Genomic DNA, 14,909 nt, shown 5'->3' with positions numbered 1-14,909 from the left:
AAACGGCACGTTCCGCCGTTTCCGATCAATCTCCCGCCGACATGCGGGCGAGCTCGCCCAGCATCTCCCACGACTTCAGGCCGCGTGGCCCCAAGTGGAAAGCGAGCACCTCGCGCATCGGCCGGCGCAGGCTCGCGAGGTCTTCATCGGAGGGCAACACGTCTTCGGACAGCGCAAGCAGCGCACGTCCGGTTGCGGCGTTGCGTCGATCACCGTGGCCACGGTCGGCCAGCAGGCGGCGCGGGCCGAACTCCGGATCCAGCCGGTAGCGCGCTGCAGGGTCGATCGGCGCACCCTCGCCATCGAGGCCCCAGTCGAAGCCGAAGCCGATGGCATCGAGCAGGTCGCGTTCGTAGCGGCGCAGTGTCCACGCAAGCGGATCGGATCCACCCAGGCGCTGACGCGTTGCCGCATAGGCAATGAACAGGTCCGGCTGCGGATCTCCTCGCGGAGCGAGGCGCATGGTGAGTTCGTTGAGGTAGAAGCCGGCAAGCATCGCATCGCCGAGCAACCGCGGTGCCGCATCCAGCGCTTCGGCGGCAGAGAGCGTCGCCAGTTCGCCGCGCTGTACCGCGTCGAAGCGGATGTGCTGCAGCGGCTGCAGCGCGGCCCGCAACACCTGGCGCTTGGCGCCTTGCACGCCGCGAGCGACCAGTCCGAGCCGCCCATGTTCGGCGCTCAGGACTTCGACCAGCACGCTGCTCTCGCGCCATGGGCGCGTATGCAGGACGAAGGCAGGTTCGGCGGTGAGCCGCATCGATCCGGGTGAGCCGGTCAGTCGTGGTAGCCGAACGCCCGCAAAGCCGCCTCATCGTCGGACCAGCCTTCGCGGACGCGCACCCAGGTTTCGAGGAATACCTTGGAGCCGAACAGGCGTTCCATCTGCAGGCGCGACTTCATGCCGATCTCGCGCAGGCGTTCGCCGCCCTTGCCGATCACGATCAGCTTCTGGCCGTCGCGTTCGACCCAGATCACGGCACCGATGCGCAGCAGCACGCCTTTGGGCGAGGGTTCCTCGACGAAGCGCTCGATTTCCACCGTGGTGGCGTAGGGCAATTCCTCGCCGAGCTGGCGCATCAGTTGCTCGCGCACCAGTTCTCCGGCGAGGAAGCGCTGGCTCTTGTCGGTTATTTCGTCTTCGGCGTAGAGCGGCGGCTGCTCGGGCAGCTGTGAAAGCACGGTCTTCGTCAACGCTTCCAGGCCGCTGCGCTTGAGCGCGGACACCGGATGCACGCCGGCGAAGTCGCGACCGTCGCTGACCTTGGCCAGGTAAGGCAGCAATTTGGTCTTGTCGGTGATGCGATCGACCTGGTTCACGACCAGGATCACCGGGAGGCCGGCGTTTTTCAGGGCATCGTAGGCGAGCGTGTCCTCGTCATCCCACTGCCCGGCCCGGACCACCAGGAGCGCGACATCCACGCCCTCCAGCGCACCGCGCGCCGCGCGGTTCATCAGGCGGTTCATGGCCCGCTTCTGCTCGCGATGGATGCCTGGGGTGTCGACGAGCAGCAACTGCCCCTCGGGGAAGGTGGCTATGCCGAGCAGGCGGTGGCGGGTGGTCTGCGGGCGCGGCGAGACGATGCTGACCTTGGCGCCGACCAAAGCGTTGACCAGGGTGGATTTGCCAACGTTGGGACGGCCGATGACGGCCACGTGGCCGGCGCGATGCGTGGGGGAATTCATGTGGGGATTGTCCGCTCCGGTGCGCTGGAGGGCAAACCGCGGCGCCAAGGTCAGGTAGGCGTGCGGGGAATCAGGGCGCGCCCAAGGCCTGCAATGCGGCTTCTGCGGCCATCTGCTCGGCGGCCCGGCGTGAGCCACCCTCGCCTTCGGTGACCAGGACCGGCTGCTGCAACGTGCAGGTGATGCGGAAGGTCTTGGCGTGGTCGTCACCGCTCTCCGAGAGCAAGGCATAGACCGGCAGCGGCTTCTGCTTGCCCTGCAGCCATTCCTGCAGGCGCGTCTTCGCGTCCTTGCCGACCTTGTGCGGGGGTGGCAGGGCTTCCATCGCCGACTGGAACCACGGCAGCACGACGGCACGGCAGGTTTCAAATCCAGCGTCGAGATAGATCGCGGCGACCAGGGCCTCCAATGCGTCCGCGAGGATCGAGTCGCGGCGATGGCCGCCCGACTTCATCTCCCCGGGACCGAGGATCAGCTTGGCGCCGAGATCCAGTTGCCTGGCAATCGGCGCCAGCGCGGATTCGCGGACCAGCTCGGCGCGTGCGCGCGTCAACGCGCCTTCATCGGCCTGCGGCCAGTGCTGGTAGAGGGATTCGGCGACGATCAGGTTGACCAGGGCGTCGCCGAGGAATTCGAGGCGCTCGTTGTGGGGAGCGCCTGCACTTCTGTGGGTCAGGGCCTGGGTGAGCAGGTCCGGACGAAGGAACGCATGGCCGATCGCGACGGTCAATCGACGGTCTGCGCCTTGCGGGCCAGCTCTTTCTCCGCATGGAACTTGCCGACCACATCGAGATTGGCGATCACCGGGCGGCGTACCTCGTAATCCACGGTCATCAGCCACCCGGCGCCCTTGCGCACCAGCTTCACATGCTCCGGCTTCACATTTTCGGAATAGCTTATATACAAACGATTGAAGAACTTTTGCTTGACCTTATCAATGCTTTCTTCCGCGATTCCCGGCTCGTCTGCCAAACTTGCCATCGCCTGCTTGACCGAGAAAAATTCGTTGTACATCGGGAATATCTGCATACCCACGTAAACAAATACCCCGGCAACCGCCATTGAAATGATGAACCCGATCAGGGTCATGCCTTTCTGCTTACGTTTCATCGAACTCTCCCCAGTTATCGAAAACGCAACCTCAACGGATGCTGGTACCAATCCGCTGGTACTCGAGACCGCCGTCCCAGCTCATCCAGATCAGGAATGCCTTGCCGCGAAGCTGACCTTCCGGCAGGACGCCCCAGTATCGGCTGTCGTCGCTGTTCTTGCGGTTGTCCCCCATCACGAAATAATGCCCCCGCGGCACTTCCCAATCGCCCTCCCCTGGATCCATGAACGGCGAAGCCGTGGATTCCAGGACGGAGTGCGGCCGCCCGGGAAGATTCTCACGCAATTCGAGGGAGCCCGTCATCTCGGCGCCCCGCCCCCTGCCGGTGTAGGTCCCGATCTCCGTGTAGGGGATCGGATTGCCATTCACCAGGACCTGGTTGTCGTGGTATCCGATGCGGTCCCCCGGCAGGCCGATCACGCGCTTGATGAAGTCGACGCCCTTGTTGGGATCGTCCGGCGTGCGCCCCGGGAAGTGGAACACGACGACGTCGCCGCGCTGGGGCTCGCCCACGTCGAGGAATTTCTTGTTGGTGATGGGCAGGCGCAGCCCATACGCGAACTTGTTGACCAGGATGAAGTCGCCGGTCAGCAGCGTCGGCATCATCGAATTCGACGGGATGCGAAAGGGCTCGGCCACGAAGCTGCGCAGGATCAGCACGATCGCCAGCACCGGGAAGAACGCCTTGGAGTAGTCGATGACAACCGGCTCCTCCCCTTCGTCCAGCAGTCCGGCGCCTGCGATGCGGCGCCTGGCCAGGAACAGCTTGTCCACCAGCCACACCACGCCGGTGAACGTCGTCAGGATGACCAGAATGATCTCAAACCACTTCATGCTTGCTCCTCGGAGCCGAAATCTTCGATTTGGAACACCGGATCCGGGAACGCCGCGGCAACCCAAGCCGCCACAGCATGCCCGTCCAGAATGACCGCCTTGGGCACCTGAGGTTCCCCCTTTCCGCTTACTTATTGTCCACCTGCAAAACCGCCAGGAAGGCCTCCTGCGGAATCTCCACGCGGCCTACCTGCTTCATTCGCTTCTTGCCCTCTTTCTGCTTCTCGAGGAGCTTCTTCTTGCGGCTGATGTCGCCACCGTAGCATTTCGCCAGCACGTTCTTGCGCATGGCCTTGACGGTGCTGCGGGCGATGATCTGCGAGCCGACCGCGGCCTGGATCGCGACGTCGAACATCTGCCGCGGGATCAACTCGCGCATCTTCTCGGAGATCTCGCGGCCACGGCGGTCGGCGTGGGCGCGGTGGGTGATGATGCTCAGCGCATCGACCTTGTCGCCGTTGATGAGCGTGTCCACGCGCACGAACGGGCCGGCCTGGAAGCGCAGGAAGTGGTAGTCCAGCGAGGCGTAGCCGCGCGACACCGACTTCAGACGGTCGAAGAAGTCCAGCACGACCTCGGCCATCGGCAGCTCGTAGCTGATCTGGACCTGGTTGCCCATGTAGGTGATGCCGATCTGGCTGCCGCGCTTTTCCTCGCACAGGGTGATCACATTGCCGACATAGTCCGGCGGCGTGAGGATGTTGGCGCGGATGATCGGCTCGCGGATCTCTTCGATCAGGTTGACCTGGGGCAGCTTGGCCGGGTTGTCCAGCGGCATCACGGCACCGTCGGTCTTGAGCACTTCGTAGATCACCGTCGGCGCGGTACTGATGAGATTGAGGTCGTATTCACGCTCCAGGCGCTCCTGCACGATCTCCATGTGCAGCATGCCGAGGAACCCGCAACGGAAGCCGAAGCCCATGGCCTCGGAGCTTTCCGGCTCGAAGCGCAGCGCGGCGTCGTTGAGGCGCAGCTTTTCCAGCGCCTCGCGCAGCGCCGGGTAATCCTCGGCGTCGACGGGAAACAGGCCGGCGAACACGCGCGGCTGCATTTCCTGGAAACCCGGCAGCGGCTTCGATGCCGGATCGCTGGCCAGGGTCAGTGTGTCTCCGACCGGCGCGCCATGCACGTCCTTGATCGAGGCATTGATCCAGCCCACCTCGCCGGCGCCGAGCTTGGTCAGCACCTTGCGCTTGGGGGTGAACACGCCGACCTGGTCGACCTGGTGCGTGCGTCCGGTCGACATGACCAGGATCTTGCTGCCCGGGGTGATCTCGCCCTGCATGACGCGGACCAGCGACACCACGCCGAGGTAGTTGTCGAACCAGGAGTCGATGATCAGCGCCTGCAGCTTGTCGGTATCGCGCGGCTTCGGCGGCGGAATGCGCTTGACGATGGCCTCAAGCACGTCCTGCACGTTGAGGCCGGTCTTCGCGCTGATCGCCACTGCGTCCTCGGCGTCGATGCCGATGACGGCTTCGATTTCGGCCTTGGCACGGTCGACGTCGGCGGTGGGCAGGTCGATCTTGTTCAGGACCGGAACCACTTCCAGGCCCTGCTCGACCGCGGTATAGCAGTTGGCGACGGACTGGGCTTCCACGCCCTGCGCCGCGTCCACCACCAGCAGCGCGCCCTCGCAGGCGGCGAGCGATCGGCTGACCTCGTAGCTGAAGTCGACGTGGCCGGGCGTGTCGATGAAGTTGAGCTGGTAGGTCTTGCCGTCCTTCGCCTTGTACGGCAGCGACACGGACTGGGCCTTGATGGTGATGCCGCGCTCGCGCTCGATCGGATTGGAGTCGAGCACCTGTGCTTCCATCTCGCGGGCTTCGAGGCCACCGCAGAGTTGGATGATGCGGTCGGCCAGCGTCGACTTGCCGTGGTCGACGTGGGCGATGATGGAGAAATTGCGGATCAGTTGCATGCGGGCGGCTTGAAGCCGTCTCGAGAAAATTAACGGGCGATTATCGCATACGCGGCTGCGCCCGCCTTCCAGGGCGGGCGCAGCTTGCGATCGCGATGGGGCATTCACGATGGGGCATTCAGCCCGCCGCTTCGCCCTCGCCCGCGGTTACGGCGATGAACTGGGTCGCGTTGCCACGGCGAACCAGGAGCATCACCGTCTGGCCGTCCCTCACGCCCGAGAGCGCGCGATCGAGCGATGCCGACGTGCCCACGCTGGTACGGCCGACCGACAGGATCACATCACCTGGTTGCAGGCCGGCTTCGGCGGCGGCATCGCCCACGCGGGACAAACGCACGCCTTCGTTCGATTGCAGCCCCAACTGTTGCCGTTCCGCATTGCTCAGGTCCTTGCCCACCAGCCCCAGGGCATTCTTCCCGCCAGGCGTGGCGGGCGCAGGCGTGCCGCTCTCTGAACCCGACTCGTCGACGGCACCGTCCGCCAGGGCCTCGTTCAGCGCATCGAGCGTCACGCTGATCTCGCGAGGCTTGCCATCCCGAAGGATGCTCAGCCGTACCTTCGAGCCGGGCGACAAACCGCCGATCAGCGGGGGCAAATCGCTGGATACGCTCACCGGCCGACCGTTCACGGCCCGGATGACGTCCATCCGTTCGATGCCGGCGCGGCTGGCGGCGCTGCCCGGCATGACCACCGACACCAGCGCCCCGCCGGCATCCGGCAGGCCCAGGCCACGCGCCTCATCGGCCGAGATTGCCTGCACCTGCACGCCGAGCTGGCCGCGGCTGACCTTGCCGGTCTTCTTGATCTGGTCCGCGGCGCTCATCGCCACGTCGATCGGGATCGCGAAACTCACGCCCATGTAGCCGCCGGAATTGCTGAAGATCTGCGAGTTGATACCCACCACCTCGCCGGACGTATTCAGCAGCGGACCACCGGAATTGCCGCGGTTGATCGCCACGTCGGTCTGGATGAAGGGCACATAGCGCTGGTCGGCGTACGGATTGGCGCGGCCGACGGCGCTGACGATGCCCGCGGTGACGGACTGGTCGAGCCCGAACGGCGAGCCGATCGCCACCACCCACTGCCCCGGCTTGAGATGCGCGGAATCGCCGATCCGCAGTGCCGGCAGGCTCTTCGCATCGATCTTCAGCAGCGCCACATCCGACTGCTGGTCGCTGCCGACGACCCTGGCCTTGAATTCGCGGCGGTCGGAGAGTGTCACCGTCACCGTATCCGCGCCATCGACCACATGGTGGTTGGTCAGCACATAACCGTCATTGGAGATGAGAAACCCGGTGCCCATCGAAACGCCGTGGGGCCCCTGCGGCATCTGCGGGCCGTCCGGGCCTTCGAACATGCCCGGCGGCAGCATGCGGCGGAAGAACTCGGGAATCTGCTCTTCGTCCGGCATCTGCTGGGTGCGGGCGACCCGGCGCGATCCGGCTTCCGCGCTGACATTCACCACTGCCGGCCCGACTTGCTGGACCAGGTTGGTGAAGTCCGGCAAGCCGGTGACGATCGGGGCCGCGGGCACGAGCTGTGCGGTGGTAGCCCCCTGCAGGGAGGCGCCGGAGGGTTGCGCGGTACAGGCGGTCGGCAGGGTGGCGGCGATGACGCCGAGCACGGCCAGGGAGCGGAGCGGTCGGTTCATGGGCATGTGCTTGGGGAAGTTATTGGATATCGGCGATAGGGCCGGAGGTTGGTCCGGGTTGGTGAAATCGCTGGTGAAATCGCTGGTGAAAATCGCGTTCCGGGGCGGCATCGGGCGGTCAGCGTTCCGGCTCGGCCACGGTCTCGTGCGCGGTAGCCTCCGGAGGCAGGCGTGGCTCGAACGGGTAGAAAGACGGCGCAGCCGCACTGGTACCGAAGCCAACCGTAACCGCGCCTGCGGTGTTTTCAGCAGGTAACACCGCGCGTGGCCACGGTCGCGTGACGATGTCATCGACCGGCGGATGGAAGGGCCGCGTCGTTTCCGACGCCGTCGTCGCCACGGCCGTGGCGCGCGCGCCAGAAGGAGACTGCACCGGTGCAGCCGTCGCTGGCGTCGATCGCGCAGTCGAACGGACCGGACGGCGCGGAGTCGTTCGCGGCACATCCGTCACGGCAACCGCGGTGGCGGAAGCCGGCGATGTCGCTACTGCCGCAGTGGCGGTCCTCGACTCGACTGCCCCCGCCTCGACTGACTGCGCCACCGGCGCCTGATTGGGCGGCGAAACCACACCGGCCGCGACCTGCCGGTCGCCTGCCGGCGATGGGGACCGCGAGAACGGCCCGACCACCAATACCGCCGCCACCGCCACCGATGCCGCCAACGCCGCACCGCCGCCGATCCAGCGGCGACGCGAAACGGCGGAAGATGCGGCTTCCATCGCATGCGCCGACGCGGGGGACGTGACCACACCGACCGCCCCTTCCGCGGCCAGCATGCGCATCACGCCCGAAGCAAAATCAGGCGGGGCCACGGACGTCGCTTCGCCACGCAGGGCATCGCCAATCAATTGCCAGCGGCCGCAGGCTTCGCGCCAGCCGGCGTCATGATCGAGACGCCGCAGTGCAAACCGGATCGCATCGCCTGGCAGCTCGCCGTCGAACAGCGCGCTGAGCGCCTCGCGGTCGTCGCGCGGGTGCAGGGGATGGTGGTTGGAGTTGGAATGAGAGTTGGAACCGGTAGTCATCGGTGCGCACGCTCCCGCAGGTTGGCGTCGTGGTCCAGCAGGGGTCTCAACTGATTGTCGATCGCTTCACGCGCGCGGAAGATCCGCGAACGCACGGTGCCGATCGGGCAATCCATCCTGGCCGCAATCTCCTCGTAGCTCAGTCCATCGACTTCGCGCAGGTTGATGGCCATGCGCAATTCCTCGGGCAAGGCTTCGACCGCACGCATCACCGTAAGTTCGATTTCCTGGCGCAGGAGTTCGTGCTCCGGCGTGGCCGTCTCGCGCAGGCGCGTACCGCTGTCGTACTGTTCGGCATCCGCCGCGTCGACATCGTCCGTGGGCGGCCTGCGGTTCTGCGCTACGAGATGGTTCTTGGCAGTGTTCACGGCGATCCGGTGCAGCCACGTATAGAACTGGGAGTCGCCCCGGAAATTGGGCAGCGCGCGATATGCGCGGATGAAGGCTTCCTGCGCCACGTCCTGGCATTCGCTCCAGTCGGCGATGTAGCGCCCGATCAGGGCCACGATCCGATGCTGGTACTTGCGCACCAAGGCATCGAACGCGGTGCTGTCACCACGCTGCACGCGCCGCACCAGCTCCTGGTCCAGGTCGGATTCCGGGGTCAATTGTTCGGCCATCACCGCGCCGGCACTCCTGTCAGCTCGGCGGGGCCGAACCGTGGGACAGCCCTTCCGGGCAAAAGTTCATTCATCCGCTCATTTATTGGGGCGCGGACCATACGCCGCAAGCGCCATCTGTCATGGTCCGACCATACGGTTTGACGCCGTCGAAACAAGCTCTGGATCATAGGAGCATGAACCGGCCGCGATGGCCGACACCCGGTGCGGACGCACCCCCACTGTTTGGAAGGATGGTCCCGCATGATCGCTGGCCTCGACGGTCTTCGCTTGCAGCACTGGAAACTGGAACAGCGCGACGACGGCGTCATGGTGCTGTCGTTCGACCGCGCCGGCAGCTCGGTCAACACCTTCGCACAGGCAGTGCTGATCGAGCTCGACGGCGTGCTCGAACGCCTCGCGCTGGACCCCCCTAAAGGCATGGTGATCCGCTCGGCCAAGGCCAGTGGGTTCATCGCCGGCGCCGACATCAGGGAATTCGCCGAGTTCGACGCAAAGGGCAACGTCAACGACGCCATCCGCCGCGGCCAGCAGGTCTTCCAGCGTATCGCCGAACTCCCCTTCCCCACCGTGGCGGCGATCCACGGCTTCTGCATGGGCGGCGGCACTGAAATGTCGCTCGCCTGCCGCTACCGTGTCGCCAGCAGCGACGCCTCCACCCGCATCGGCCTGCCGGAAGTGAAGCTCGGCATCTTCCCCGGCTGGGGTGGCAGTGTCCGCCTGCCGCGGCTGGTCGGCGCGCCGGCGGCGTTCGACATGATGCTGACGGGCCGCTCGCTGTCCGCGTCGGCGGCGCGCGCGATTGGCCTCGTCGACAAGGTCGTCGATCCGGCCTCGCTGGTGGAGGAAGCCGCCAGGCTCGCGCTTCGCGGCACCCAGCGTCCGTTCAAGCAGCGCTTCATGGCATGGGCCACGAACACGTGGCCGGCGCGCCAGGTCCTCGCTCCGATGCTGGCCAAGCAGGTCGCGCGCAAGGCGCGCAAGGAGCACTACCCGGCCCCCTATGCATTGATCGCCAGCTGGCAACGCGCTGGCGGCGGCGCGCAAGCGCTGTTGTCGGCCGAACGCAAGGCCGTGGTGAAACTGTCCTCGACGCCCACCGCGCGCAACCTGATCCGCGTCTTCTTCCTGCAGGAGCGCCTCAAGTCCAGCGGCGGCAAGGATCATGGGATCAAGCATGTGCACGTGGTGGGCGCCGGCGTGATGGGCGGCGATATCGCGGCGTGGTCGGCCTATCGCGGCTTCGACGTAACGCTGAGCGATCGCGAGCAGCGCTTCATCGATGGCGCGCTCACCCGCTCCGCCGAGCTGTTCGCCAAAAAGGTGAAGGACGAGGGCAAGCGCGCCGCCGTATCCGCACGCCTCAAGGGCGACCTCGCCGGCGATGGCGTGACGCAAGCCGACCTAGTCATCGAAGCGATCATCGAAAAGCCCGAAGCCAAGCGTGATCTCTACGCCGCCGTGGAACCGCGGATGAAAGCCGGTGCCCTGCTCACCACCAACACGTCTTCGATCCCGTTGACTGAACTGCGCGGACACATCGCGCGACCGGCGCAGTTCGCCGGCCTGCACTACTTCAACCCGGTCGCGCTGATGCCGCTGGTCGAGATCATCCATCACGACGCGATGGCGCCCGAAACCGGGCAACGCCTCGCCGCATTCTGCAAGGCGATCGACAAGCTTCCAGTACCGGTTGCAGGCACCCCGGGGTTCCTTGTCAATCGCGTGCTGTTCCCGTACCTGCTCGAAGCGGCGACGGCATTCGCCGAGGGCATTCCAGGCGCGGCGATCGACAAGGCCGCAACCAGGTTCGGCATGCCGATGGGACCGATCGAACTGATCGACACCGTGGGTCTCGACGTCGCCGCCGGCGTGGGCGCGGAACTCGCACCCTTCCTCGGCCTGCCGATTCCCGTCGCGCTATCCGCGCCGCCGGAAGCCGGCAAGCGTGGCAAGAAGGATGGCCAGGGCCTCTACAAATGGGTCGATGGCAAAGCGCAGAAGCCGGATCTGCCGAAGGACTACAAGGCGCCGGAAGATCTCGAAGACCGCCTGATCCTGCCCCTGCTCAATGAAGCCGTGGCCTGCCTGCACGACGGCGTCGTCACCGATGCCGACCTGCTCGACGCGGGCGTGATCTTCGGTACCGGTTTTGCCCCGTTCCGTGGTGGCCCGATCCAGTACATCCGCCAAACCGGAGCGGCCGTGCTGTTACGCAAGCTCAACGCACTGCAGGCGACGTACGGGGAACGCTTCGCTCCTCGCGAGGGCTGGTCGAATCCGGCGCTGGCGGAGCCCGCCTGATGCCCGTGCGCCCCGTGGGGTTCAACACCCCATGGGCACGCTGAATTCGATCGTGGTCAGCAGGCTCCACTCGTTGCCATCGCGCTGTTCGACCCGCACGCGCACCATGCTGATGGCGACGTAAGACGGGAACTCGCCCACCCGCGGGGCTTGCTCCACCAGACCCAGCCATTGCTGGTTCCTTTCCTGGCCGAAGTCGTATGGGCCCAGCGCATCCCGCACGGCCTGGCGCAATTCCTCGCGCGTGGCGTGCGGGAAGCAGGTGTCGTCGCCATCGTGCGGAACGGGCATTCGGAAGCCGTCGGTCCCTACCGGCTGGGCCGGACGCCATTCCGACCGGCAGTGCTTCCAGTCGAGCAGGTCGATGTGCGGACCTTCGCCGCTGATTCCCATGCTGGTTTCGAATTGAACGCTGACGCGGTAACGGCTCGCGTCGCCATCGGCCTGAAGCACGCGCAGGATGCGGCCACCGGTTTCTTCGCCCAGTCCCAGCGTTGCGCCGATGCGCTTGGGGATGGGCCCGGATTTCGGCACCCAGACCTCCAGCAATTCGCCTGCAGGTACGCCAGGATCCAGGACGATTGCCTGCAATGTCGCGCCACCCGAAACCGCACTGCCTGCCACCATGCATAGCGGCAACCAGAAAAAGTGGCGCGTCTTCAATGGTCGCATCCTGCGAGCGATGGGCTACATCGTGTGCGTCGGCCGCTCCGCCGTAAGCGTGCCGGCCAGCAGGGCCTCTATCTTGCCCTTCACGGCCTCGCCTTCGGCGCTTTCAGCGAACTGCACGCCGATGCCCGCAGGACGATTGCCCTGTGCGCCCGGTGGCGTGACCCAGACCACCTTGCCCGCGACGGGCAGGCGCTCGTTGGATTCCGGCAGGGTCAGCAGAAGAAAGACTTCATCGCCGAGGAAGTAGCGCTTGATCGTGGTGACGAAAATGCCGCCATGCTTCAGGAATGGCATGTAGGCGCTATAGAGCGCCGCCTTGTCCTTGATCGCGTGCGACAGGATGCCCTGGCGTGCGCCACCTGCTGTCATTCCACTCATTTCCGGTTTCCTCCCGTACCCTCGCCGGCCGCGCCGCCATCGCGCCAGGCGAGCAACAATTCCACCACGGCCAGATCGGCGCGGACCGTCGTTCGCAGCAGGTCGCGAACGCGATTGGCGCGGTCAAACCATAGGGCCAGCCTGCTCGCTCGGGCCGGATCGGTCAAGCGGCCGGCGTCGGCCAGGACCAGGTCCGCGGCATGGCGCAGGCGCAATTCGAGATCGCCATCGGCCGACCAGCGCTGCGCCGTGTCGGCGACGGCGGCTTCGCCGCGCGCGAGCTTGGCCAGGTCGGTGGCGACTTCGCGCCGGACGGCAAGCCCATTGCCCTGCAGCCATTCGTGCGCGAGCCCGGGATGGCCACGGGCAGCGTCAAGCGCTTCGCGTGCAGCCGCCTCCGCATGGCCGCGGGTGCGCAACCACGCGAGCGACTCCTCCTGCGGAGGCAGGCGGAATTCCAGCTTCTGGCATCGGCTGCGGATCGTCGCCGACAGGCGCGCCGGGTGCGCGGTGACCAGCCACAGATAGCGACCCGGAACGGGTTCCTCCAACGTCTTCAACAAGGCATTGCTGGCGGAATGATTGATGGCCTCGGCCGGATCGATGATCACGACCTGTGCGCCACCGTACTGCGGCGTGAGCGAGAGGCGCTCGGACAGCTCGCGGATCTGTTCGATGACGATTTCGGTGCGAAGCCGCGTGCCTTCCTTGTTCGGGATGAAGGAAATCAGCTGGTAGTCCGGATGGGTGCCGGCCTCGAGCAGATGACAGCCGCGGCACTGGCCGCAGGACTCGCCATCACCGCCAGGCTGGTTGCACAGCAGGCGCCGCGCCATCCGCTGCGCCACGTCGCGTTTACCCAGCTGCGCGGGCCCGGCGAACAGCAGGGCATGACCAAGACGCCCGGCAGCGAGCGATGCCGATGCCTGTGCGTATATGCGCTGCTGCCAGGGCGCAAACACACTTGGCGAAGACGCACTTGGCGAAGACGCGCTCATGTTTCCGCCAGCTCGCGCAGGCACGCGACGGCCTGGCCGGCCACGACGTCGACCGGCCGGGTGGCATCGATTACGCGGAAGCGGCGCGGCTCGGCCTGTGCACGCGCGAGGAACCCCTCGCGCACGCGCTCGAAGAACTGGTCCTGTTCGCGTTCGATGCGGTCGGGACCACTGCCGCCGGGAGCAAGGTCGCGTCCGCGAGTGCGTTCGCGTCCATGCGCGACTCCGATGTCCAGCAACAGCGTCATCGCGGGTGCGATGCCGACCACGCGGCGTTCCAGTTCGGCGATGAATGCCGCATCCAGCCCCCGTCCGGCACCCTGGTAGGCGTAACTCGAATCCGTGAAGCGGTCGCTGATCACCCAGGCACCGCGCTGCAGCGCGGGCAGGATCACCTCGCGCACATGCTGCGCGCGCGCAGCGAACATCAGCAGCAGCTCCGTCTCCACCGCCGGGGGCTCGTGATGCGTATCCAGCAGCAGGCCACGGATCTGCTCGGCGAGCGGAGTGCCACCCGGCTCGCGCGTGGAAACCACTTCGTATCCGCGCGCCAGCAGGAACTCGCGCAAGGCGGCCAGCACGGTCGACTTGCCGGCACCTTCGCCGCCTTCGAGCGTGACGAAGCGGACGTGGGTCTGCAGTGTCATTGCTTCTCCGCCGCGGATGGGGAACCTTGCTGCGCGCGATAGTTTTTCAGGTACCGACCGACGTTCGCTTGGTGTTCCGCCAGCGTGCGTGCGAAGAGGTGGCGGCCGCTGCCGTCGCCAATGGCCACGAAGAACAAGGCATCCCCGGTTGCGGGATTCGCGACCGCTTCGAGCGCATCGATGCCCGGCATCGCAATCGGCGTGGGCGGCAGCCCGGCGCGCGTGTAAGTGTTGTACGGAGTATCGGTCAGCAGGTCGGCCTTGCGGATATTGCCGTTGTAGCGCGAGCCCATGCCATAGATCACGGTCGGGTCGGTCTGCAGGCGCATGCCGATCCTGAGGCGGCGCGCGAACAACCCGGCGATCTGCGGGCGTTCGGACGCGATGCCGGTTTCCTTCTCGACGATGGAAGCCAGCGTGAGCATCTCGTCCGGCGTTTTCAGGACGGTGTCCTCGCCACGCTGTTCCCACGCGGACGCCAGGGCCTTGTCCATCGCATCGTGGGCGCGGCCCAGCACCTCGAGGTCGCTGTCGCCGGTTGTGTAGAGATAGGTTTCCGGCAGGAAGCGGCCTTCCGGATGCTGGCCCGGATGGCCCAGCAGCTTCATCAACGCAACGTCGTCGAGTTGCGTTGTTTCGTGTCGCAAGGGCTCGGCACGGGACAGCGCTGCGCGCAGTTCGCGCATGTTCCAGCCCTCGACGATCGTGAAGCGGCGCTGGCTCACCTTGCCATCGCGCATGGCGATCAGTAGTTCACGCGGCGTGGTCGTCGGGTCCAGCCGATACTCACCGACCTGCAATTTGCCTGCAGCCTGCAACTGGCGCGCGAGTACGCGCCATTCAATCGATTCGCCGGTTTCGATACCGGCCGCGCGCAGCTTGCGCAGCACGATGGGAAGCGAATCCCCGGCTTCGACGACCACGGATGCGCCCGTCTCGATGCCCGCCATGGGTCGATACGCGAAGCTGGTGTAACGCTGCCAGGCCCAGAAGCCTGTACCGGCGGCGACCAACATGATGAGGAACAGGAATCCGCCGAAACGGCGCTTGGGTTTGCGACTCACAT

At 66.0% G+C, this 14,909-nt stretch carries 15 protein-coding genes; 1 reads left to right on the top strand and 14 read right to left on the bottom strand.

What is annotated here, in order from left to right:
- Nucleotides 1-25 precede the first annotated feature (25 nt).
- The 9 genes from recO to rpoE all read right to left on the bottom strand — a co-directional run bounded on the left by recO (nucleotide 26) and on the right by rpoE (nucleotide 8,844).
- The gene (recO, locus tag ACXJJ9_RS03285; RefSeq protein ID WP_457095801.1) at nucleotides 26-757 is read right to left on the bottom strand and encodes a DNA repair protein RecO; all 732 of its coding nucleotides are present in this window, start codon (nucleotides 755-757) and stop codon (nucleotides 26-28) included.
- Nucleotides 758-774: 17 nt separating this feature from the next.
- Nucleotides 775-1,683: a GTPase Era gene (gene era, locus ACXJJ9_RS03280; protein ID WP_457095800.1), complete on the bottom strand. Its 909-nt coding sequence runs from the start codon at nucleotides 1,681-1,683 to the stop codon at nucleotides 775-777.
- A 70-nt stretch (nucleotides 1,684-1,753) separates the two neighbouring features.
- A complete protein-coding gene (gene rnc, locus ACXJJ9_RS03275; RefSeq protein WP_457095799.1) occupies nucleotides 1,754-2,413 on the bottom strand; it encodes a ribonuclease III in 660 nt (219 codons plus the stop codon).
- Nucleotides 2,410-2,793: a DUF4845 domain-containing protein gene (locus ACXJJ9_RS03270; protein ID WP_457095798.1), complete on the bottom strand. Its 384-nt coding sequence runs from the start codon at nucleotides 2,791-2,793 to the stop codon at nucleotides 2,410-2,412. Before ACXJJ9_RS03270 ends, rnc begins: the two co-directional genes overlap by 4 nt.
- A 31-nt stretch (nucleotides 2,794-2,824) precedes the next feature.
- On the bottom strand, nucleotides 2,825-3,628 hold the full coding sequence (gene lepB / locus ACXJJ9_RS03265; protein ID WP_457095797.1) for a signal peptidase I: 804 nt from the start codon (nucleotides 3,626-3,628) through the stop codon (nucleotides 2,825-2,827).
- 127 nt (nucleotides 3,629-3,755) lie between these two features.
- Nucleotides 3,756-5,549: a translation elongation factor 4 gene (gene lepA / locus ACXJJ9_RS03260; protein WP_457095796.1), complete on the bottom strand. Its 1,794-nt coding sequence runs from the start codon at nucleotides 5,547-5,549 to the stop codon at nucleotides 3,756-3,758.
- A gap of 118 nt (nucleotides 5,550-5,667) precedes the next feature.
- Nucleotides 5,668-7,200 (bottom strand): DegQ family serine endoprotease, encoded by a 1,533-nt coding sequence (locus ACXJJ9_RS03255; protein WP_457095795.1) that lies wholly within the window; start codon nucleotides 7,198-7,200, stop codon nucleotides 5,668-5,670.
- Nucleotides 7,201-7,318: 118 nt separating this feature from the next.
- The gene (locus ACXJJ9_RS03250; RefSeq protein WP_457095794.1) at nucleotides 7,319-8,224 is read right to left on the bottom strand and encodes an RseA family anti-sigma factor; all 906 of its coding nucleotides are present in this window, start codon (nucleotides 8,222-8,224) and stop codon (nucleotides 7,319-7,321) included.
- Nucleotides 8,221-8,844: an RNA polymerase sigma factor RpoE gene (rpoE, locus tag ACXJJ9_RS03245; protein ID WP_310051829.1), complete on the bottom strand. Its 624-nt coding sequence runs from the start codon at nucleotides 8,842-8,844 to the stop codon at nucleotides 8,221-8,223. Before rpoE ends, ACXJJ9_RS03250 begins: the two co-directional genes overlap by 4 nt.
- A gap of 243 nt (nucleotides 8,845-9,087) precedes the next feature.
- Here rpoE and ACXJJ9_RS03240 point away from each other — a divergent pair, with 243 nt between their 5' ends.
- Nucleotides 9,088-11,148: a 3-hydroxyacyl-CoA dehydrogenase NAD-binding domain-containing protein gene (locus ACXJJ9_RS03240; protein ID WP_457095793.1), complete on the top strand. Its 2,061-nt coding sequence runs from the start codon at nucleotides 9,088-9,090 to the stop codon at nucleotides 11,146-11,148.
- Between the two features lie 21 nt (nucleotides 11,149-11,169).
- On the opposite strand, the gene ACXJJ9_RS03235 is transcribed toward ACXJJ9_RS03240, so the two are convergent.
- From ACXJJ9_RS03235 to mltG, 5 genes are read right to left on the bottom strand one after another with little or no spacing between them, the layout of a single operon-like run.
- Nucleotides 11,170-11,811, bottom strand: a complete 642-nt coding sequence (locus tag ACXJJ9_RS03235) for a hypothetical protein (RefSeq protein WP_457095792.1) — start codon at nucleotides 11,809-11,811, stop codon at nucleotides 11,170-11,172.
- Nucleotides 11,812-11,835: 24 nt separating this feature from the next.
- Entirely contained in the window at nucleotides 11,836-12,189 is a 354-nt protein-coding gene (locus ACXJJ9_RS03230) for a PilZ domain-containing protein (RefSeq protein ID WP_457096149.1), read from the bottom strand.
- A 5-nt stretch (nucleotides 12,190-12,194) separates the two neighbouring features.
- Nucleotides 12,195-13,196 carry a DNA polymerase III subunit delta' gene (locus ACXJJ9_RS03225; RefSeq protein ID WP_457095791.1) on the bottom strand — a complete coding sequence of 334 codons (1,002 nt, stop codon included), beginning with the start codon at nucleotides 13,194-13,196 and terminating at the stop codon, nucleotides 12,195-12,197.
- Entirely contained in the window at nucleotides 13,193-13,843 is a 651-nt protein-coding gene (tmk, locus tag ACXJJ9_RS03220; protein WP_457095790.1) for a dTMP kinase, read from the bottom strand. The genes ACXJJ9_RS03225 and tmk overlap by 4 nt, the downstream gene beginning before the upstream one ends.
- Nucleotides 13,840-14,859, bottom strand: a complete 1,020-nt coding sequence (gene mltG / locus ACXJJ9_RS03215) for an endolytic transglycosylase MltG (protein ID WP_457096148.1) — start codon at nucleotides 14,857-14,859, stop codon at nucleotides 13,840-13,842. Before mltG ends, tmk begins: the two co-directional genes overlap by 4 nt.
- Between the last annotated feature and the right edge of the window lie 50 nt (nucleotides 14,860-14,909).

This window comes from Lysobacter sp. P5_B9 (assembly GCF_054049835.1).
The sequence above is the reverse complement of the archived record's forward strand: the minus strand, read 5'-3'. Positions and strand labels throughout refer to the sequence as shown.

What these genes read in the sequence shown, in the direction of transcription:
- recO (WP_457095801.1), bottom strand. Translation starts at nt 757, where the DNA reads ATGCGGCTCACCGCCGAACCTGCCTTCGTCCTGCATACGCGCCCATGG.
- era (WP_457095800.1), bottom strand. Translation starts at nt 1,683, where the DNA reads ATGAATTCCCCCACGCATCGCGCCGGCCACGTGGCCGTCATCGGCCGT.
- ACXJJ9_RS03270 (WP_457095798.1), bottom strand. Translation starts at nt 2,793, where the DNA reads ATGAAACGTAAGCAGAAAGGCATGACCCTGATCGGGTTCATCATTTCA.
- lepB (WP_457095797.1), bottom strand. Translation starts at nt 3,628, where the DNA reads ATGAAGTGGTTTGAGATCATTCTGGTCATCCTGACGACGTTCACCGGC.
- lepA (WP_457095796.1), bottom strand. Translation starts at nt 5,549, where the DNA reads ATGCAACTGATCCGCAATTTCTCCATCATCGCCCACGTCGACCACGGC.
- ACXJJ9_RS03255 (WP_457095795.1), bottom strand. Translation starts at nt 7,200, where the DNA reads ATGAACCGACCGCTCCGCTCCCTGGCCGTGCTCGGCGTCATCGCCGCC.
- ACXJJ9_RS03250 (WP_457095794.1), bottom strand. Translation starts at nt 8,224, where the DNA reads ATGACTACCGGTTCCAACTCTCATTCCAACTCCAACCACCATCCCCTG.
- rpoE (WP_310051829.1), bottom strand. Translation starts at nt 8,844, where the DNA reads ATGGCCGAACAATTGACCCCGGAATCCGACCTGGACCAGGAGCTGGTG.
- ACXJJ9_RS03240 (WP_457095793.1), top strand. Translation starts at nt 9,088, where the DNA reads ATGATCGCTGGCCTCGACGGTCTTCGCTTGCAGCACTGGAAACTGGAA.
- ACXJJ9_RS03230 (WP_457096149.1), bottom strand. Translation starts at nt 12,189, where the DNA reads ATGACAGCAGGTGGCGCACGCCAGGGCATCCTGTCGCACGCGATCAAG.
- ACXJJ9_RS03225 (WP_457095791.1), bottom strand. Translation starts at nt 13,196, where the DNA reads ATGAGCGCGTCTTCGCCAAGTGCGTCTTCGCCAAGTGTGTTTGCGCCC.
- tmk (WP_457095790.1), bottom strand. Translation starts at nt 13,843, where the DNA reads ATGACACTGCAGACCCACGTCCGCTTCGTCACGCTCGAAGGCGGCGAA.
- mltG (WP_457096148.1), bottom strand. Translation starts at nt 14,859, where the DNA reads ATGTTGGTCGCCGCCGGTACAGGCTTCTGGGCCTGGCAGCGTTACACC.